This window comes from Pseudoalteromonas sp. SWYJZ19, assembly GCF_015864375.1.
Lineage (GTDB): Bacteria > Pseudomonadota > Gammaproteobacteria > Enterobacterales > Alteromonadaceae > Pseudoalteromonas > Pseudoalteromonas arctica.
Genome location: NZ_JADYXI010000002.1, coordinates 278,775 through 298,666 on the forward strand (window position 1 = coordinate 278,775; position 19,892 = coordinate 298,666).

Sequence of the window (19,892 nt, forward strand, 5' to 3'; positions counted from 1 at the left end):
TTTCAGGGCGTGATGACGGGGAAGGGTATTAAACGTGAGATTGCTGTTTGGTCTTGGCAAGAAACAAGACCTGACTCTCTGTATTACCTCCTAAAGCACGTCCTACGTGTAGGTCGTCATTTATGGCGACAAATTAAGATATGAAAATCAAAAACTAACTTTTTAACCCTAACTCAATTCTTAACTTTTCAATATCTTTATGTTGCTCAAAAAAGCTCACAACAGCCTCAATCTGATACAGCTTTTCACCTTCAAAATTAGCTAGGTAATGTTTAATCTCTCTAAAACCACACGTTAATTTCATTTCCGTCGGGATTACTGTTAACGCAGCAAACACCTCTTCAATCGTTTTATCTTCTAGTAAAAAGCGAATAAATTGCATTACAGCTAAGTTCTGTGGATTCTCTGAGTGTTTTTCGGCCTCCGCAACACGGTTAAGAACTTGTTCTGGCGCTTCATAAAGTAAAGCCAGTTCAGCTATATTTGCTTTTGAATCAGCTATTAGTTTTTTAATCTCACCATTTTCTGAGCTGTGAAATGTTTCAAGCAACATTGAATTCGATTTTAGAGCTGTGAAAAAGTCTTTTTTCAAGCCATATGTAGCACTCTGGTTACACATCGCTTTAGCAACCCGTATTTGAATCTCTTCATTCAACGAGTCTTTAAACTGCTCAATCAAACGAGTGTAGCTATTGAGGGCATCTTCAAACTTTTCTTGCTGACCATAAGTAACACCTTGGTTGAGCATTGCTTTAGCAACCAATACTTGAATTTCTTCATTCGACGAGTGTTTAAATTGCTCAATTAAGTGAGTGTAGCTATTGAGTTCATCTTCAGGTTTACTTTGTTGACCATAGGTAATACCTTGGTTAAACATTGCTTTAGCAACCCGTATTTGAATTTCTTCATTCGACGAGTCTTTAAATTGCTCAATCAAACGAGTGTAGCTATTGAACTTTTCTTCAAGCCTGCCTTGCTGACCATAGGTAATACCTTGGTTCAACATAGCCATAGCCACCTCAATTTGAATCTCTTCATTCGACGAATCTTTAAATTGCTCAATCAAAGCTGAGTAACTGTTGAGTTCATCATCAGGTTTTTCTTGCTGACCATAAATAATTCCCTGGTTAAACAATGCTCTACATAACAATTCCGCATGAAGATGCGTGTGCTTCTCACTACTCAAAACATTAATAGCTAAATTTAGATATTTTAGAGCTTCTTTATAGTTCTTTTTCCCATAGCTAACATTTGCTAGGTTTAAATATTCACGCGCAGTTGTATGCTCTTTACTTATTTTATTAGTGCTATTTTCTAATATTCTTAATGACTCAGGGTTTGGCTCTTGTTTCTCTGCGATAGACTTTTGTACATCATCAGCCGCTGCTTCAACTTCTTTTTTCTTCTCTTCGATAATCTCATGAGCTTCATCTATATATTTCTTCAAGTCTTCAACAGATGTATTAGCCTCACTTAATTGCTTTTCCAAAAAAACTTGCGTATTGGCTAAAATTTTATCCGCATTACTGCTAATAAAGCCTTCCATCTGTTGATGCGCTACATTTTCTGCTTCTTTTCTACTTAGCTTATAAATAAGTAAACCGCCCAATGCGAGAAAAATCGTTAATATAGAAAACCACCAATTTATTGAGTCTTTTAAATCACCAATTCGTCCATCAAAACCAGTAAATTTATTAGCTTGTAGATTCTTTTGAGCATCGAGTTGAGATTGGAATCTAGATAGTTGAATTGTTAGCGCTTGCTGCGCCGCTTCTAGGGTTTTAACATCATTACCGAGTGTTTTTTGTTGTTGTATTTTTTCATCCAAACTAGCAAGTTGGCTGTGCATATTAAATAATTGCTGGTATACCAAATCATGGTTATTTTGCGTATTAGGTAACGAAGGAGCTATATTTACAGGAGGTGCGACTTGCGTAGCTGCGACAATATTTACGTTCAGCAAAGTCGATAAAAATAAAAAAAGTAAGATTAAACGCATCCATCATCCCTAAAAAAATAAGCCAGCTTGGCCAATACAAATCGATAACTTATTGTAACCCTATTAATTTAACTGAGTTTAACAATACATACCATCTAAAAAAAATCACCTAAAAAACCAAAGGGGTCAAATTTTGACTTCATACATCAATGGTCTAAAAAATCAGCAGGGTCAGAACTTTCTTTTTGCCTTTTGTGATTAAGAAAAAAGGCAAAACTTGCCTCTAGTAACCCCATTTAAAAAAGGGCAATATTATTGCCCTTTATCATGCGCTTAAACTAGTTGTTATAAACTATAGCGCTTCTAAGCTTTGCTCTAGCATTGCCTTTATTTGTTTTACTATTTTAGCTTCTGTTTCAGGTTCGAATTGTTGTATACGTGGGGTATGAATATGCCCTGTAGGTATACTTGAATTAAGCGCATCGCGCAGGCGAATGCTTCGGTACGATATTTCGTTAGACAAGTAACCACCGCCGCCGCCATTTACCGCAATACTATTTTTAAGCTCGCCGTACGAACCCGCTTTATAGGTTTTTTCAAGCGTGGTGACTTCATGATTGTCGATAACCTTATAAGGGCCTTTAGCTTGTTGCATGTAAGTTACAGGCAAGCTAAATTTTACAAACTCGTTGCCCGGGAGTAGTCGGCCATTAAGTTTTGGTATTACTGGGTTTGTTTGCGTTCCACCATACACAATGTTGGCATTATCGGGGGCAGTTACACTGCGACGCTTACCCGGGAAGTGCTCTAAATCAAATTCTGTTCTGCCCATACTTACGGTTACTACCATGTCTACATTATTAAGTGCGTAGTAGGGGGCAAGTAGTGATTCTATTATGCCTTGATCAAAGTCTTCGTAGCGCACCGGCACCATAACGGTATTAATTTCTGCGCTGATGCCGTTGTAATTAATAATTTGGCCGTCGAGTAATAACGCCGCAACACCTGAGGGGTTACTTTGGTTTATGTTTTTATCGAGTAAAAATGGGTCAAAGCCTGTAAGTAATATTTTTTTAGTGCTGCCTGATGAAAAAGCAAGATCGGTACGTCCTCTGCTGCCTTCCTCAAGTATGGTTAGTAAAGTATTTAGTTGAGCCTGCGTAATTGAAAATTTAGGCGATGTTGTGCGTATTACTTTGCTTGAAAGCAGGCGTGCCCAGTAGAGCTCACGGTCGTCGTAGTTATTGGTTTTTACTATGCGTTGCTTGGCGTTTTCCCACAGTTCAAAGCTAAAGCTTTGTACTAATGTTTTTGCACTTTTAAAGTCGTTTAATTCTTTAAATTGTTGCTCAAAGTTTGATACTTGTGTGGTAAATGCATTTAAAACATTTGGCATTGCTGATTGGGCTTTGTTGATACGTTGTTCTTCAACAGTTAAAGGATTACTTAAAGCAGCGAATGAAGAGGCAATTAAGCTAGTCGCTAATAATACTTTGATCATAATATTCCTAATATAAGGTTATTGTTTTATATGTAATTTACTATCCTACGATTGTTAACTTAGGGCAACCAATTAACGTTGAATCGACTGATATTTGCTTTTGCAGTACATTCGTTTTGTTTAACGGCCAATTAGCATTATCGGCTAATAAAAATCCCTGAGTCTAAAGTGATCTTTATGGGTTCTACTTTAAGTTTTAATAAAAAGTAAAAAGCCGTTGCAGCAATGCAACGGCTTTTCATTATGGTTTTATGCGCTTGCGGTGACACGAGCGTAAGCCAAAATATAGTTTTAAACCTTCCTAATTAATCGTCAGGCCCTTTGAGCGTAAATTTTAAATGTTTACGCATATCTTTTAAAATAACGCCTTTTTTGAGCATTGCGCCGCTTAAACGCTTTTGCCACTTTAATAAATCTGGCTCTGCGGCTGTTAATGCTTGCTCGTTTTCAAACTGAAAACACAGCAGTAGTGTACTTGGAAATAAGTGATATTCCACATCAAACCAGCATTGCAGCATGCCTGGGAGCTCAGCGCGGCCTTGTTCTTCTAATTTTTCAGCAGTATTGAGTACAAGTGCTTGCTGCTTTATTTGCACTGCAGAGAGTTTTTTCATTATTAAAATCCAAGTTAGCGGCTAAAAAATGCAGCCGGAATGCAGGCATTATACGCAAGCTTGTGTGCAGGCAACAACTTTGAAAGGGAGTTAATGTTTAATAGAGTGTATCTGCTTAAAATCTGGAGTGTATGTCGCAAGGCGCCTTTGGCTTTTCCAACCTACGTAGGTCGGATAAGCGGCGCAGCCGTGCCATTCGACATTTCAAATTTTATTACAGAGCCCTATTTTGGATATTAATATTAATGTGTTTTAACTCTATGGTTAAATAACCTTGTTTGAGGTTTTTTAAGTTGCTTGCGACAACTAAGGGAGTAGCTGTCGCAAGCCGCCTTTTGAGTCTCTCCGTATTACGTTTAATACTTATAAGAGGTATTAATAGGGACTGTTTATTTGGAGCGGCGCTTGTCTAGCACATAACGTACGGCCATTCTTGCAACACCCGCACCAATACCTGAGACTACTGCCCATGTAACTGCCTCTTTAAGATCTGTTTCTTCGCTTGGTCTATCTTTTGGTGCTGGTTCGTTGGTAACCTTTTCCCACGATTTTTGTAAAGTTTTCCTTGTTAACATACCTGCAGATGCAGCGGCGAGTCCTATACCTATCGTCGTAATTAGTTGTTTATTACTCATAATGTTCTCCTTTTTATAAATAACGGCAGCGTTATTTATGTGCAACTCTTTAAGTAAGAATATTAATAACAGCAATTTACGTACCGATATACGTCTGGGTAATAAGCACAGTTATATAAAAAACTCACTCAAAGTTTTACAAATTTAAGCGTAGAGCTTTGAGTGAGATTACGACAAAAGTAAGAGCGTTTAACTGAAAGGTTATTTTACTCACGCTTAGGAGGTTTATTAAGCTTGTGCTTCAGTTCCTAGTAAGGCACCGATATAGGCGAGTTCTTCGCTAAAAATACCATTCAAAAGAGCATTTTGATCAATTATTACAGCGTCATTAGGTTGGGCTTTGTATTCTTGTTGGCATCTTGCAAGCTCGATGGATAACCATTGGCAGGCGTTGCTAGCTGTGTTTATTGCTGTTTTTAAAAATGATGACCATTTTATTTTTTGTAAATTAAAGCGCGACAGCAATAACACTATAAGACTGCTGTTCAGGTGTTGGCATGTTGTCAGTGTTTATTGAAGTGCTGTTTAAAAGCTTGGTATTGACCATCGCTTGTTGTAGTGTCGCTTGCTGTGATTGACTTAAAAAGTAGTTTTCGTAATCCATGAGTGGCCTATATCTGCTAATAGCAGGGCAGTATAAAAAGGAAATTTAGCACAGTATTCTACGATTCATGCGCACCGAAAAATGAGCAACAGTGATAACAAAATTAGACTGACTCTTTACTGAATTAATAAAACACAATTGTAACAGGGTAGGGGAATTGAAGAGGGCAAGCGTCTTTGTTTTAACCTTCAAATCGCATGAAAAATAATGCTCTGTTGGTGTTTCTAATTTTATTGGTAAACACGGTAATAACAATTAACAAGAGGGTGATAAAAATCTCCCTTTATTTCGCAAGGCATTTTGTTTTTTGTAGGTAGGAGTTTTTTACAAAATTTAGCAATTTTTACTCTAATAATAAGAGTGTTAGTACTGGTTTTTATTTTATGTTGCTGATTTTAAATGATAATATAATTGGTTTGAGTTTTGCTTGGTAGTAAGTGTATTTTCTTAAATAAATAAAGGAGTTATTATGAGTACCGTTATTACTGGGTTATTCGAAAGTGCATCACAAGCAACACTCGCAATTTATAGATTAGAAGCTTTAGGTATTAATGAAGCTGATATAAGCATTGTAGCCAACGACTCATACGCAAAGGAAGATTTTGCTGTAGACGAAGGTACTAAAGCTTCTGAAGGCGGCCTTATTGGCGCAGCTTCAGGTGGTATTCTTGCTGCAATTATTGGCGGTTTCACTGCCGTAGGGACTGTAGCAACAGGTGGTACGGGCTTATTAGTTGCCGGTCCATTAGTCGCTGCATTTGCTGCTGGTGGCGCAGGCGCTGCAGTAGGTGGTACTTTAGGTGCTGCAATTGGTGCGTTTATCCCTGAGCACGAAATTAAGTATTATGAAGATGCCATTGAAAAAGGCTCTATATTAATTGGTGTTAAGTACGATAGTGATAATAAAAACGCTATTGAAGAAATACTTAACAACGCAGGCGCAAGCAACATTTCTAAGGCGTAGCACCGGCTAGTTAATTAAAAACTATTTATTAGTTAATAAAAAAGGTGAAACTTAGTTTCACCTTTTTTGTGCTATTTTTAGCTTTGCGAACCCATAAAACCTAACTTTAAGTATCGCTCATAATTAAGTTACTATTTGAATTATATTAACCATTGCAGCCGAGAATACGTTGAATTATTTAGCTCACCTTTATCTAGCACAACCTACAGCCGATTCTCACTTTGGGAACTTGTTGGGTGACTTTGGTGGTAAAAGGCACGTAGAGCAATTGCCAAATACGGTTATAAATGGGCTCGATAACCATTACTTAGTCGATAAATTTACCGACTCTCACTGCGCAGTTAAACACGCTAAGCAGTACTTTTCACCCGAGCGTAAACGCTTTGCTGGCGTGGCTATTGATGTGGTATTTGATCATTTTTTAATTGTGCATTGGCAACGATTTAGCAAGCAACCTTTAAGTGATTTTAAGTACACCAGTTATCAGCTTTTAAATAACCGCCTACCCGTTATGCCACCGCGAATGCAGCATGTTGTAACAAGCATGACTAAAAACGATTGGTTTAAAGAATACGAAACCATAGATGGAATAGGGCTAGCACTTGACAATATTGCCAAGCGTATTCGCTTTACCAACACTTTTGCGGGCGCGGCTGATGACATAGCACGGAATTACGATGAATTAGAAGCCGTGTTTTTAGCATTCTTCCCAGAGCTAATTAAGCATGTAAGTGAGTTTGACCTTGAAAGCACCCCAAAAAATGGCATAAAGCGCATTATTTAAAGTTTTCATCAATTGTTAACCTTTTGTGATAATTTAAGGTAAAAAAAACGCTACTCTAATACAAATTAATTTTTGAGTGTTTTTAATGAATCGCAATTACTTGGTTATTGTGAGCTTTGCTGTTTTAGCGGCATTTCAATCTGGTGCTGTATTGGCTTTCGATTTTGACTTAAAGTCGGTACGAACCACTATTTCAAACCCAAATACTAGCCATGCGTTAATATACGATGACCTTGCTGGAAATAATCAAAAAACACTGTTTTCGTTAGAGCCCATAAACAATCAACGTGTGGGTGTGTTTTTTGATATTAACGACATTGAAATTGGCTACTCTGCCGATATTTTTGAAGATGATGTTGAAACAAAAACACAAGATATACTGCTTTCGTATAGAAAATTTAAAAATTCTAAAATCACTTTTAACTATCAAACGCTTGAAGGGCTGCAAAGCACGGCTAGCAATTTAAGCGGCAATCAAACGGATCAAATTTTCTCGCAAAATACACGTTCAACCAAGTTTGAGCTATCTGGCCAACACAACTTTTATACCTTTAATAATAAAGAGTCTTTGTTTGAGCATTTTTTTCTTAATAGACCAAAGCTAAGCAGCAAATTTGACTTGTCGTTAAGTGTTGTTGGCGCGTGGTCTTTCAAGCATGTATCTCTTGAGAATAAAGATAATATTGTGTTTCAGGCTGATTTTTTAAATTCGTCTGCACCACAGGTCACTAAGTTAATTTCTAATTCGTACGGGGCGAGTATTGGCTCGCTTTTATCATTTTCGTTGCCGCATAATGTTCACGTATTTGCTGAATACAAAGTAGGTAAGGGAAATATTCGAAATACAGACCCTGGGCTGGGGTTAAAAGATTCGGGCGGTGAAAAAGTAGCGGCATACGGCGGTGGTATTTCTTGGACTTCAAGTAACAAAAAACTCATGGTAGTACTACGTGCGTGGGAGCAAACAGGTAGGCATATAGATACTTCTTTTGGTGACTTGTCAGTAATTAAGTTTTTTTAATATTGAGTGCTGGGGCTCTCACTTAAGTTTTTGCAGAATTTTAGGGATAAGTAATTACACCTGCATGTAATTACTTAATAGTAATGAGTGCTTAGTTAGTCTTTCATTGAGCGCCATGCAAATGTAGATGCTGCAATAACGATCGCAATGGCAATACCTAAGTAGAGTGTTTCTATTGTGCCGCCGAACTCAACTGCGTGCTCTAAAAATAGTATTACCAGTACAACCGAAGTTACTTGTACCAGAGTTATTTTTAAATCATGAAAGTCTTTAATATTAAAAGCAGCAAGAAATTTACTTTCCTCAGGCTTAGATGGTGTTATAAATAGTCGGTACAAGCTAATAGCAATAACTTGTAAGGTAATTCCGATTAGTAGCAAATCAAGAATTTTCAGTAGTTCAACTATTAGGGCTTTACCGGCTTTAGCTGAATCAGGCAGGTCAAATAGCGTTGTTATTACTATATTAGCTACAATATTAATGCATGAAACATAAACGAGTAATGATGATATTGCAGCGGTAATAACGGCGATTACGACCAAAAACCGACTTGTTTGGAATATATTTTCCATGTTGCTCAACTTTATAATTAGACCTGACTTATACGAAACGTAGCTTAAGTTAGATCCCTTACGAACTTTTTACTTTTATATTTGCTTTAACATATTGGCTATTTACTTGTTAAGCATAGAAATAACAAATTTAACTGGAATATTATGAGTAAGAATAACGATGTACCTCAGGCTTATGTTAAGCAAGAGGAAGGTTATAGAATAAAAGCCTTAAGATTATATCCTTGGGTATGCGGGCGTTGTGCTCGTGAGTTTGAATACTCAAATTTACGTGAGTTAACGGTGCATCATGTTGATCATAACCACAGTAATAATCCTGAAGACGGAAGTAACTGGGAGTTATTGTGTATTTATTGCCACGACAATGAGCACAATAAATACCACGAGCATATTATGTATGGCGGGTCGACTACAGATCGCAAAGTTGAGGCTGCGACGCATTCTCCATTTGCCGATTTAAAAGCGATGCTTAATAAATCAAAGTAATATTAGTTAAATTAAGAGCTTAAACCTAAAATTTTATTAATTTAAATGGCATTTTGAGGGTGAACGGTTATAAACCGAAGCAACCTCAAAATTAACTTTAAATTGGTTTTATTAAAGCTCTTTTGCTGTTTTGTCTTTTATGTCAAACCAGTTTGAATTGGCTGAAGTAATCAAGCCTGGTACGTCTTTTAGCCATTGTTTTTGAACCGATTTATCAAGATTTAAATAAAGTTTGTTTTCAACAATTTTGAAAGCTTCAGGATCTACGTCAAACTTTTTCTCCATTGATACACCAAACGCACAAAAGCCACCAAATTGTGGTACGTACTTTTCTGGGTTAGCTCTAAATAAGTCGCGGTGCTTAGCTGAACTGAACTTATAAATGGCATTTTTATGTGTTGCAGTATATTCAGAGCTGCCTGTTACCGCTTTGTTTTGGGTAAAGTAAGCAACGGTATCGTAACCACTAATTGCAATGTCGTTAACGTCTGCATTTGCGTCGATGTCTGCTGCAAAGCTTAGTGAACTTGCAAGGACTGATGCTGCAAAAAAAGCTGATTTAGTGAGTGTCGAAAATTTCATGTGTATCTCCAAAGAGTAATTTAATTAATGTGTTTGTTTAAAGCTTAGGTGTACTTTATCGTTATACTTTGGTTAATATGCGTCTATTAGTCTGTATTTTCATACCAATAATCCAAGGAGGCGTTTATGGACGTACTTTCGAGTGTATTGAGTCACTTTTCGCTTAATGCCAATGTGTTTTTTAGTGGGAACATGTGCGGTACGAGTGACTTTAGTGACGATCAAGGTGTTGGGCATTTACATTTATTACGTTCTGGTACGTTAAAAGTGCGTAGTAATAGTGGCTTTGAAGTTGTTTTATCTACGCCTTCGGTTATATTTTTTCCTCACTCTACAGGGCACTGTTTATTTTCGGATAAGGGTGACGGTGCTGATTTAGTGTGTGCACAAATTAGCTATCAAAGTGGAGGGCATAGCCCTTTATTGCAGGCGCTGCCTTTTTGCTTAAATTACGAATTAACGGGTGATGGATTATTAACGCAGAGCGCTTTTTGGATTTTTGAAGAGGCATTTAAAGACGCCAGCGGTAAGTATTTAATTATAGATCGCTTATGCGATGTATTTTTAATTAGTGTGCTTCGTAAAGTACTAGAAGAAGGCACAATTAAAAGCGGGATGATGGCAGGGCTTGCCCATCCTCAGTTGGCTAAGGTATTAATAAAAATACACCAAACCCCAGAACAAAGCTGGTCGCTCAGCACTATGGCTGAGGAATGTGGTATGTCGCGCTCTAAATTTGCCGATACCTTTAAGCGAGTAATTGAGCAAACACCGGCTGACTATTTGGCTGATTGGCGTTTATCGGTTGCTAAAAAGCTTATTTTAAAAAATCAAAATATGGATTTAGTAGCTAATCAGGTTGGATACGAAAATGGCTCTGCACTTGCCCGTGTATTTAGAAAAAAAACAGGGCAAGCGCCAAAAGAGTGGTTGTTAAATCAGCAGTAAGTTTTTATGTGCTTAATAAACTTTTTTATAATTTAGTGAAGTTTTTCGTAATATCACATGAATAGGGTCCTAATTTACCTCAGGAACACGATAAAATTAGTCATGCCCGAGGTTACGACTTGAGTGAACTTCGGGCATTGTTATTTAAGATAACGTCGAAATTAAATTTTAATCGCCTTAGTAGGAGTTATTGATAATCCACTAAAATACTTCATTACCAATTGGCCTTGGCTGTTTTTTTCTATTACTAAGTAATTGTTTGAATTAGGATAGTAAAAGCTATTGTCAGACATGGTAATAAGTTTTATTTTATCGCCGCCAGTGCGCTTTGAATACAAAACGTCATTTTCAAAAATTAGGCTGCGTAAGGTGTTTTTATCAATACGATAATCACCCAATACGGGCGCTAATTGCTGCTCTGTTACCTCTGCTTTTTTAAACTCGGGGAGTGCAATACCTAGTACTCTGGCTGTGAGTTTTTCGTTGATAAAAATAGGGTTTATGTGGTTTGAATTAGCCAGTACTGCAACATATAGCTTTTGTTCTGGAATATAGCGTGCATGCGCTAAAAAACCATTTATTCCGCCAGTGTGTTTAATTACGGTGTATTCATTCAAAGGCTTAATAATTAATCCGTAACCATAGGATGAAAAGCTGCCGTCATTTAGTTTAAAAGGGCTTACCATCTTCTCATAACTTGCTTTACTAATAAGCTTGCCAGACGATAACGCACTAAACCAAATGTTTAAGTCAGTTGGAGTAGATATAAGCGCACCTGCGGCATATGGCCAATCCATATTAATGTAGTTGGTGTTGATAAATCCTTGCTCTGTTTGCTCATACCCAGAGGCGCGATGGGCAACAATTTCTTGCCCTTCATAACTACTCTGGTTCATTTTTAGCTTTTTAAATATGTGTTGTTCAATAAAGTCTTTGTAAGACTGGCCACTTGCTACTTCAATTATTTTACCAAGCAGTGAATAACCCGTGTTGGAATAAGCCATTGTTTCGCCGGGTTTAAACACCATTGGGTGTTTGGCAAATCGCGCTAGTGTATCGTCAACGCTGGTGGGTACTTGTATTTCTTTATCAAAGAGATCGTCGTCATCTGTGTAGTTGGCGATGCCTGAGGTGTGGGTTAATAAGTTTTCGATTGTGACGAGGTTGCCCTCTGTTGGAAAGCTTGCAACATACTTATGAATATCATCGGTAACCGCTAGCTTACCTTGCTCTTGCAGCATCATAATTGCAGCTGCAGTAAATTGTTTTGAAATAGAACCTAAACGCAAAACGCTTTGCTCATTAAGTGCAATGTTATGTTCAAGGTTGGCAAGCCCGCGCGCTCCTTTAAAAAGTACTTTGTCATTTTTACTTATAATTACCGATACCCCAGGCTCGTTTTCAGCAAGGTTCTCGTTAAGAATTTCCTGATATTGCGAGGCTGTCGGGTTGGCTTTTACAAGGCTGGGTGTTAATAGCGAGAGGGCTAACAAACAGCTAGCGTAAAATGGCTTAATCATATTCATCCTTTTTAGTTTTTATACCAAACCTCTAGATAGGCTTAGCGATCCTTGTGTTTTATAGTGAGTTAATATTGCACAGCTAAAAAGTAAACACAATTATCGGATTTTATAGGGGCTCAGTAATAGGTATAATCGCTGCGTTTATTGGTTTTTATTATATTTTTACAAGGAAGTTGTTGATATGCCTGATGTAACGGCTCTATTTTATATTGCCATAATGGCCTTTTATTTATTGCGCTCAAATGATGGAAGTAAGTTAATTATAACTACGATCGTTTTAGCTGCTATTCCTCTATTTACGAGCGATTATTGGCAGTGGTTACAATTAAGTGGGCTGTTAAGTGTCATTATTTTAATTATAGAAAAAGAGAAAGCAGGGGCTACCGCAGGCGGTGCAATTGCGGTGTTAGTCGCTCTATTTATTGGGGCTTTTATTGTAAGTATAATTATTAATGCTGCATGGACATTTACGAGTAATTTTAAGCTTTCTACTTTTGAAGTTAAAGCTCCCTTAAGTTACGGATGGTCTACTCATATTATTTGGTTGTATTGTCTTACTTTTGTTATACCGCTATTTGCCATTTTACGCGGTATTAAAAAGCCCGTAGCATTCTTTGGCACTAATTTAACCGCACTCGCTTTAGCTGTATTACCACACTATTGCGGCTCATTTATTTATGGGCTTATGCTAAGCGTAGCTATTATTGCTTCTCTTTATTTAGTCGCTTTCGTGTTTAAAACAGATTCTGAACAACGCTTTATGTTTACGTATATGGGTATGAGTGGACTACTAACAAGCTGTATAGTTAAAGGTGTAATGGTGGCCTATTTTTAAACTTCAGCTGTTTATTTTATCCATATTAAAACCAATCTGCTGCAACTTGTAGTGGGGTAGGGTCGCTTTTTTCAGATACCCAAAATACTAAGGCTTGCTTTGTTGGCGATATTTTTTTAGCGCGAGGCAGGTTTAAGTCAGTTAATGATAATTGTTGCTTAGTTTGCATGTCACTTTGCTCGTAGCCAATAACAACAAAGTCGTGTTTTAACTTATGGCCTGCGTTTTCGCCGCTGTGTATTTGTGTTTCTATGCCAAAGCCTAACAGAGCTACATGGGCTATTAAGTTTTGGTTAGTATCATCTTTGGTATTAACAGTATCGTATTCGAGATTAATTTTACTATTGTTTATAGTCGCTTTTAAATTACCTAAATGAGGGGCTTTAGCTACAGGAATAGCTTGCTTATAAAACCAACCTTGCCACCCGCTGCCGTTAACCATAAATCCTGGGGTTGCTACAATCCTACTTTTACCGAGTGCTTTATAAGTACGTTGTCTTTTACTAAAAACAGCAGAGGCAAACGGGTCTTTCCATCCTAAATAATCCCAATAAGTAACATGAAAATTAATAGGGATTAAATCAGTCCATAGCTTTTCATCATCTGTAAACGTTGAAATCCAGCGCTCTGCTGGTGGGCAACTACTGCAACCTTGCGATGTGTAAAGCTCTAAAAAGGTAGTCGGATTAGCTGTACTGGAAATAGTTACTTGCTCAGCAGCTTGGCTTTGAAAGCAAAAAATTATTAACCCAACAAGTGAGATAAAAAATGGACGGGATAGTGCTTTAAAAGGCATGTTACTTCTCGCAAAGGTTGATATTGCATTCAGCCTAAATGATATTTACGAATGAAGTATCACGAAATACTCACAATTAAATCACGTTTTAACTGTATATTTTACTTGGTTAAAACTTAATTTGAACACCCGCTCAAGTTGTGTTTTAATCGTTGCTCAATTATTGAGGAACTTTACATGATTAAATTTTATTTTCACCATACTCCTAACCCAATGAAGGTTGCACTCTTTTTAGAAGAAACAGGCTTACCGTTTGAACTTGTTCCTCTTGATACTTTAAAAGGTGAGCAACATACACCTGAATTTAAAGCAATTAATCCAAATGCTAAAGCGCCAGCAATTGTTGATGGTGAAACTCGTGTGTTCGATTCGAATGCTATTTTAATGTACCTTTCTGAAAAATATGGAAAGCTAGAAGGCAAGGGCGATGACCGTGCTGAAATGCTGTCGTGGTTAATGTTTATTGCATCTGGTTTGGGTCCGTATTCAGGGCAAAGTGTACACTTTAGACACATGGCGCCAGAAGGGCTTGATTATGCGGTTAATCGTTATTTACGTGAAGCGCAGCGCCATTACGAAGTACTTGATACGCATCTTGAGGGCCGCGACTTTATTGTGGGTGATACGTATACCATTGCTGATGTATCTGCATGGGGCTGGATTGATAAAGCACCGGTTGTATTAGGTGAAGAGGGCTTAGCACCGTATCCAAATCTTAAGCGTTGGTTTGAAAGCATTGATAGGCGCCCAGCGGTTGCACGTGCACGCGTAATTGGTACTGATGTAGCATTTAAAAAAGAGTTTGATGAAGACGCTAAAAAAGCATTTTTCCCTTCAAATTACCCAAAAGTATAAAAGCACTCAATACTAATACCAATTCCATTAAGTATGTGATCTAAATTTTACGCCGAAAAAATAATTCAGTTCTAGGCGTAAATTGATGTAAATGGTTGTTCCCTTTGCGAAATTTACAACAAAGAAATGGGTTGTTTTAGCAAGTAAAATAGATCAGCTATTTATTGGAATTGGTATAAACAGCAGATCAGCTAGCTGATCTGCTGTTTAGTANACAGCAGATCAGCTAGCTGATCTGCTGTTTAGTATTTTATGGCTGTGTGAGCGCTTCTTTATTTTCGTCTGACTCAAACAAGCTAACCTCTTGTGTGTGCTGGCTTACGCTATTTCTTTTTAGGGCGATGTATAGGTCTGAGTGAATGTATATACCCTCTGTTCCTGACTTCATTCCGGCAATTTCAAACCATGAGAGCAGCTGGCGTTTTCTGCCTGCAAGTTCAAGTCTTATATCGCGCTTTTTAAATATAACGTCGAGATCGGCAAGCATGGCCATTACACTTAAATCTAAGTGAGTAAAGCAGGGCACGGCATCAATTATTACGCATTGCGTATCGTCTTTTTGTCTTGCGTATTGCTCTAGTAATCTGCGTTTAAAGTAGCTGGCATTAAAGTAAGTTAAAGGTGAATTAAAGCGATAAATAAATACGCCTTGCACTGCTTTTGCTTTGTCAGTGGCGTCTAAACTTCTTACTACGCCGTTGATATCTACGCCGAGTATATTATCGGTTGGGCGCATTACGGTGCGAATAAACTGAAATAACCCCAGTAATACAGCAAGTGTGATCCCTGGTATAACGCCAATAAATAACACGGCAAGTAAGGTGGCTGATGCGAGATAAAATGCCTGTTTATCTTTTCGTTTTAATTGCCAAACAGCTTTTAAATCGAGTAAATGAACAGAGGCAATAATGAGTACAACACCTAGCGCTGCGCTTGGAATAAATTCAAGTGGGGCTGTTAAAAATACGGCTATGACAGCAATAATGGCCGCTGCTATTATTGATACTAACTGTGTTTTACCACCTGTTGCATCGTTAACAGCGGTGCGTGAGTCGGCGCCACTGACTGCAAAACCTTGCGAAAGAGCTGACGCTATATTGGCAATACCTAACGCTCTAAATTCTTTATCGGCGTCTATGTCGTAGCCATTTTTAGCAGCAAAGCTGCGGGCAGTTAGCATCATACTAACAAAGCTCACGATGGCTAAGTTAAGTGCGGGGACCACTAACTCACGAATAATCCCTAAATCAAAAACAGGGGTATTAAAAACGGGAAGTCCACCTGTTACGGTGCCAATGGTTTTTATATCAAGCTGTTTTAAATCAAAAATCCACACCAAAAGCGCACCAAAGGCAATGGCGAACATAGATGCAGGCCACGTGGGTTTTACGCGTTTCATCACAAAATAAACCGCCAGTGTAAACAAAGCCATTAATAAGGTGGGGACATGTGTTTGCGCTAGGTATGTGGGCACACCACCTAAGCGTTCAAGTAGGTAGCGTTCGTCAAAGGTAAAGCCAAATACTTTGGAAAATTGACCAACAATAATAGTAATGGCTACGCCGTTTAGTAATCCCATTAAAATAGGTTTAGATAAAAAGTCGGCTAATACACCTAGCTTAAATTTACTGGCTATAAAGCACCAAAAGCCGGTCATAGCGGTCATGGTGACAACAAGTTGCCAATGTTTAAAACTGTCACCTGCAGCAAGAGGTGTTACTACTGCTGCAATAACGGCGCAGGTAGCAGCATCAGGGCCTACTATTAACTGTTTTGAAGTGCCAAAAAGTGCATATAACATCATTGGCAATATGCAAGAATATAACCCTACGGCAGCATTAACACCGGTTAGCTGTGCGTAAGCAATGGCAACAGGTAAAGCTACGGCAGCTACCGATAGCGCTGCTCTTAAATCATCAGCAAACCATTGTCGCTCATAGTGCAGCAATGTATCTAAACCCGGCATAAAATTATATAAACGCGACAGCACTTCAACTTTTCCTGTTAATAGTAATAACGCTTTGATAGTAAATTTAATATTCAAATAAGTATAGCTAGAGGAGAGTATTTTTACGTAATACCCACTGTATTGAATTAGTTATTTACTATAGCGATGGAGGGTTATTTAACTCGGTAGAATAATCATGTTTTTAATAAGGTTGTATAATATAAAGCCACTTTTTTATAGACGTAAAAAAGCCTGCATAAAGCAGGCTTTAGTTTCCAGGGAAAATTAAAATTTAGCGCGAATACCAAAGCTGTAACGACGATCCGCTTCAGTGTACTTCCAAGCACCACCTAGTTCAGATAGGTAGATTGAAGGCTCACCCGTTAAGTTAGTCGCATTACCTACTAGCGTAATATTTTCGTTAATATCCCAGCTTGCAGAGAAATCTAACTGGCCTCTGTCGTCACGGTAGTTATTACCGTAAACAGTGCCTTCTGCTGAAATACTGCCATCTGAGTTAATATTTTCTACGCGTTTTTCGTTTTCAGTATCTAAGAAACTGTCACGGTAGTTATAAGCGATACGAGTAGAGAACCCTTCGTATTCCCAAAATACTTGTAAGTTATATGTATTTTTAGAAATATCTAATAGTGGGTTGCCGTTTGGTTGTTCGCTGTCTGCATACGTGTAGTTTGCATTAACACCTAAGCCAGAAAATGCACCAGGTAAGCTTGTAAAGAACTGTTGGTAACCCACTTCAAAACCTTGTACTGAGCCGTTTTCACCATTTACATTTTTAACTGTATCGATACCCGTTAGTCCTGCGTCACGCAGACCTGCAACATGGTTAAAGCCATCTGCATCTACAGGGAAATCAGTTGCGTCAGAGTATACTAGGTTGTCTTGAGATACACCTGCAACGTCAAGCTGACATACTTGGTTCCACTGCGTTACGTTTTGACCAGTTGAAGTGCTTGAAGAAGCCTGACAGCTGCTTTCGTTACTTAAGAAAGACTCAACATCTTTATAAAATACAGCGAAAGATAGTACGTTACCTTCATCAAAGTAATGCTCTACTGATAAGTCGTACTGCGTTGCACGGTATGGTTCTAAATCAATAGATCCTTGCGTTGCACCCGTAATATCGTTATTAACGTCAAATGCAGGGCTTAGCTCGCTAAAGTCAGCGCGGCGCATAACTTTTGCAGCAGCAAAGCGGAATAATGTTTCGTCTGAGTAGTTATACGTAACGTTTAAGCTTGGTAAAAAGTCGCTGTAGTCATTGTCGCCAGTTACTTTTTCGCCATTAAGAAATACGCTTGATTCTAAATCTGTAGTCACATAACGACCACCCACAATCGCAGTGATGTTATCAAAGTCTAAGTACGCTGATATGTACACAGCTGCTGTATCTTCAACTACGTTACGGTATGCGCTTTCTTGGAACTCTTGGTTATCTGAAAGACTCCCCGTTGACGCTAGGTTAGTACCTGCAAGTAACTGCTGAAGTTGAGCGTAAGTATTTGCAGGGTTAGATAAACCGTTGTAGCTTAAAAACGTTAGTAGGTCGTTTTGACCAGAATTACCTAATTGGTCAAAAGAGTTGTCGTGGCTAACTGTTGTGAAGCTATTTGAAAAAGCAGCGTTGTAGTCATCAACCCATAAAGTAGCTAATGAACCATCTGAGTCGTTAAATGCATTTTTGTAAATGTCTTTAATTTCTACTTTGTATTGCTCATATTCGTAATCGCGGTTAGTAACACGTACACCTGCTTTTACTTTAGACACCCAGCTTAAGCTGCTGAGAGGTTCAAACATTTCAACATCAAAACGAATAGCTGTTTCGTCATTGTCTGTTCTTCTATCTTCACTTTTAAACGTACGTAGTGCTAAGTTTTGTGGGTCAGTAAATGCATTTGGATCTGAATGAATGATGCTTGGTAATTTATTACCGTCTTGAGAAAATGCACCATCATATAAATGATTTGTTAGCTGAGTTCCGCCACTTGCTTCAAATGTTGATTTTTCGATTGGGCGAAGTGTAAATTCAGAATCAGGTCTTACGCTTTCTGATGATGCTACTGCAATTTCACCAGAGATTTTTATACTGTCAGTAAGGTTCCACTCTGCACCAAGTGCATTTGAAAACGAGTCAGTTTCACGAAAGTCACTGTATGTTTTAGGGATACCAAATTCGTTTGTTAGCGTGTAATTATTTACGCCGTTAGCATCTTGAGTTGTATTTGCATCTGTTGATAACGAACCCGCAACACCTAATATAGAGTTACCACTTTGCTCACCAGAGCGTTTAGTGCCACTTAAATCTAGATACACCATGCCATTACCAGATTGCGGTGCCCACTGAAGTGATAAATTTACAGCAGTACGTTTACGTTGTTCTACATATTGTTCAACACTGTGCTCGTCTCGTACGATAGCGTTGCCACTTGGTGTATTACCTTCTTGGCCATTAATATCAATGTCTTGAGGTTTAACACGGCTAGACGTTTCATCTTGACGAATTTCACGATCTTGATACGAAAACATAGCAATAGCACCAAAGGTACCCATTTCGTCAAAGTCCCAGTTGTTACCAAGTGAACCACTAAAAATAGGTGCTACTTTTTCTGTTTTATCTGCATATTCACCATCTAATGAAACTGCGCCAGTTAGTTTATCTAACTCTAATGGGCGAACTGTTTTTAAGCTAACTGTTCCGCCTAATGCACCTTCAATCATATCGGCAGTAGGAGACTTAACTACTTCTACTGTTTTTAAGAAACTTGATGGGTAATCTTGTAAGCTAATACCGTCACGAGAGTCGCCAATAGTAGAGCGACCGTTTAATTCAACACGGTTTTGAGGTAAGCCACGAATCGAAACACTGTCACCCACACCAAAATCGGTATTAATAGATACACCAGTAATACGTTGCAGTGCTTCTGCAATATTATTATCAGGTAACTTACCAATGTCTTCAGCAACAATCGCATCTACAATACGTCCGTCAGTACGCTTAAGCATAGCGGCGGCTTTCATACTACCTAGCATGCCTTTTACTTCAATAACTTCAATATCTGCAGCTGCCGTTTCTGAAGCTGCCGGAGCCTCTTGCGCTGCAATAGTAGAAGAAGCCATTAATAAAAGGGCTGCTGCACTGATTGTTGTAGAGCTACTTCTTTTATGTTTATTAATTAATGTTGAAGTAATTTGATTGAGTTTCATGTATCTCTCCCGTTTGGGTACGACTTACGTCATTGTGTGTTGTTACTTGGCTTGGTTAAC

The 19,892-nt window shown here is 38.2% G+C and carries 19 protein-coding genes; 7 read left to right on the forward strand and 12 right to left on the reverse strand.

What is annotated here, in order from left to right:
• Positions 1 to 154: 154 nt before the first annotated feature.
• The 6 genes from I6F45_RS03170 to I6F45_RS21310 form a co-directional block, all read right to left on the reverse strand.
• A complete protein-coding gene (locus tag I6F45_RS03170) occupies positions 155 to 1,999 on the reverse strand; it encodes a tetratricopeptide repeat protein (RefSeq protein WP_166377963.1) in 1,845 nt (614 codons plus the stop codon).
• Positions 2,000 to 2,291: 292 nt separating this feature from the next.
• Positions 2,292 to 3,440, reverse strand: coding sequence for a hypothetical protein (locus I6F45_RS03175; RefSeq protein ID WP_197159611.1), 1,149 nt, complete (start codon positions 3,438 to 3,440; stop codon positions 2,292 to 2,294).
• A 305-nt stretch (positions 3,441 to 3,745) separates the two neighbouring features.
• The gene (locus I6F45_RS03180; RefSeq protein WP_197159612.1) at positions 3,746 to 4,054 is read right to left on the reverse strand and encodes a hypothetical protein; all 309 of its coding nucleotides are present in this window, start codon (positions 4,052 to 4,054) and stop codon (positions 3,746 to 3,748) included.
• Positions 4,055 to 4,443: 389 nt separating this feature from the next.
• Positions 4,444 to 4,689 (reverse strand): DUF4235 domain-containing protein, encoded by a 246-nt coding sequence (locus I6F45_RS03185; protein ID WP_002958040.1) that lies wholly within the window; start codon positions 4,687 to 4,689, stop codon positions 4,444 to 4,446.
• Positions 4,690 to 4,917: 228 nt separating this feature from the next.
• Positions 4,918 to 5,160, reverse strand: a complete 243-nt coding sequence (locus tag I6F45_RS21305) for a hypothetical protein (protein WP_231609595.1) — start codon at positions 5,158 to 5,160, stop codon at positions 4,918 to 4,920.
• Entirely contained in the window at positions 5,138 to 5,293 is a 156-nt protein-coding gene (locus I6F45_RS21310; protein WP_231609596.1) for a hypothetical protein, read from the reverse strand. Before I6F45_RS21310 ends, I6F45_RS21305 begins: the two co-directional genes overlap by 23 nt.
• A 469-nt stretch (positions 5,294 to 5,762) precedes the next feature.
• Between I6F45_RS21310 and I6F45_RS03195 the strand changes: the two genes are divergently transcribed.
• The 3 genes from I6F45_RS03195 (at position 5,763) to I6F45_RS03205 (ending at position 8,062) form a co-directional block, all read left to right on the forward strand.
• Positions 5,763 to 6,257, forward strand: a complete 495-nt coding sequence (locus I6F45_RS03195; RefSeq protein WP_197159613.1) for a hypothetical protein — start codon at positions 5,763 to 5,765, stop codon at positions 6,255 to 6,257.
• A gap of 169 nt (positions 6,258 to 6,426) precedes the next feature.
• Complete coding sequence (locus I6F45_RS03200) at positions 6,427 to 7,041, forward strand: acyl carrier protein phosphodiesterase (protein WP_197159614.1); 615 nt, start codon at positions 6,427 to 6,429, stop codon at positions 7,039 to 7,041.
• An 85-nt stretch (positions 7,042 to 7,126) separates the two neighbouring features.
• The gene (locus I6F45_RS03205; RefSeq protein ID WP_165741775.1) at positions 7,127 to 8,062 is read left to right on the forward strand and encodes a hypothetical protein; all 936 of its coding nucleotides are present in this window, start codon (positions 7,127 to 7,129) and stop codon (positions 8,060 to 8,062) included.
• Positions 8,063 to 8,157: 95 nt separating this feature from the next.
• Here I6F45_RS03205 and I6F45_RS03210 read toward each other — a convergent pair whose 3' ends face one another.
• Positions 8,158 to 8,634: a YqhA family protein gene (locus I6F45_RS03210; protein WP_007581432.1), complete on the reverse strand. Its 477-nt coding sequence runs from the start codon at positions 8,632 to 8,634 to the stop codon at positions 8,158 to 8,160.
• Positions 8,635 to 8,778: 144 nt separating this feature from the next.
• Here I6F45_RS03210 and I6F45_RS03215 point away from each other — a divergent pair, with 144 nt between their 5' ends.
• Positions 8,779 to 9,120 (forward strand): YajD family HNH nuclease, encoded by a 342-nt coding sequence (locus I6F45_RS03215; RefSeq protein WP_007581433.1) that lies wholly within the window; start codon positions 8,779 to 8,781, stop codon positions 9,118 to 9,120.
• Between the two features lie 111 nt (positions 9,121 to 9,231).
• Here I6F45_RS03215 and I6F45_RS03220 read toward each other — a convergent pair whose 3' ends face one another.
• A complete protein-coding gene (locus I6F45_RS03220) occupies positions 9,232 to 9,702 on the reverse strand; it encodes a YHS domain-containing (seleno)protein (RefSeq protein WP_165740886.1) in 471 nt (156 codons plus the stop codon).
• A 126-nt stretch (positions 9,703 to 9,828) separates the two neighbouring features.
• Here I6F45_RS03220 and I6F45_RS03225 point away from each other — a divergent pair, with 126 nt between their 5' ends.
• A complete protein-coding gene (locus I6F45_RS03225) occupies positions 9,829 to 10,650 on the forward strand; it encodes an AraC family transcriptional regulator (RefSeq protein WP_197159615.1) in 822 nt (273 codons plus the stop codon).
• A 161-nt stretch (positions 10,651 to 10,811) separates the two neighbouring features.
• On the opposite strand, the gene I6F45_RS03230 is transcribed toward I6F45_RS03225, so the two are convergent.
• Positions 10,812 to 12,170 carry a serine hydrolase domain-containing protein gene (locus I6F45_RS03230; protein ID WP_197159616.1) on the reverse strand — a complete coding sequence of 453 codons (1,359 nt, stop codon included), beginning with the start codon at positions 12,168 to 12,170 and terminating at the stop codon, positions 10,812 to 10,814.
• A 184-nt stretch (positions 12,171 to 12,354) separates the two neighbouring features.
• Here I6F45_RS03230 and I6F45_RS03235 point away from each other — a divergent pair, with 184 nt between their 5' ends.
• Complete coding sequence (locus tag I6F45_RS03235) at positions 12,355 to 13,008, forward strand: hypothetical protein (RefSeq protein WP_165740883.1); 654 nt, start codon at positions 12,355 to 12,357, stop codon at positions 13,006 to 13,008.
• A gap of 25 nt (positions 13,009 to 13,033) precedes the next feature.
• Here I6F45_RS03235 and I6F45_RS03240 read toward each other — a convergent pair whose 3' ends face one another.
• Positions 13,034 to 13,804: a DUF1223 domain-containing protein gene (locus tag I6F45_RS03240; protein ID WP_165740882.1), complete on the reverse strand. Its 771-nt coding sequence runs from the start codon at positions 13,802 to 13,804 to the stop codon at positions 13,034 to 13,036.
• Positions 13,805 to 13,981: 177 nt separating this feature from the next.
• Here I6F45_RS03240 and I6F45_RS03245 point away from each other — a divergent pair, with 177 nt between their 5' ends.
• Positions 13,982 to 14,659, forward strand: coding sequence for a glutathione S-transferase family protein (locus I6F45_RS03245; RefSeq protein ID WP_197118638.1), 678 nt, complete (start codon positions 13,982 to 13,984; stop codon positions 14,657 to 14,659).
• A 250-nt stretch (positions 14,660 to 14,909) separates the two neighbouring features.
• Here the strand turns inward: I6F45_RS03245 and I6F45_RS03250 are convergent, their stop codons facing one another.
• Positions 14,910 to 16,649: a SulP family inorganic anion transporter gene (locus I6F45_RS03250; protein WP_197159696.1), complete on the reverse strand. Its 1,740-nt coding sequence runs from the start codon at positions 16,647 to 16,649 to the stop codon at positions 14,910 to 14,912.
• Between the two features lie 243 nt (positions 16,650 to 16,892).
• Positions 16,893 to 19,832 (reverse strand): TonB-dependent receptor, encoded by a 2,940-nt coding sequence (locus I6F45_RS03255; RefSeq protein WP_165727645.1) that lies wholly within the window; start codon positions 19,830 to 19,832, stop codon positions 16,893 to 16,895.
• Between the last annotated feature and the right edge of the window lie 60 nt (positions 19,833 to 19,892).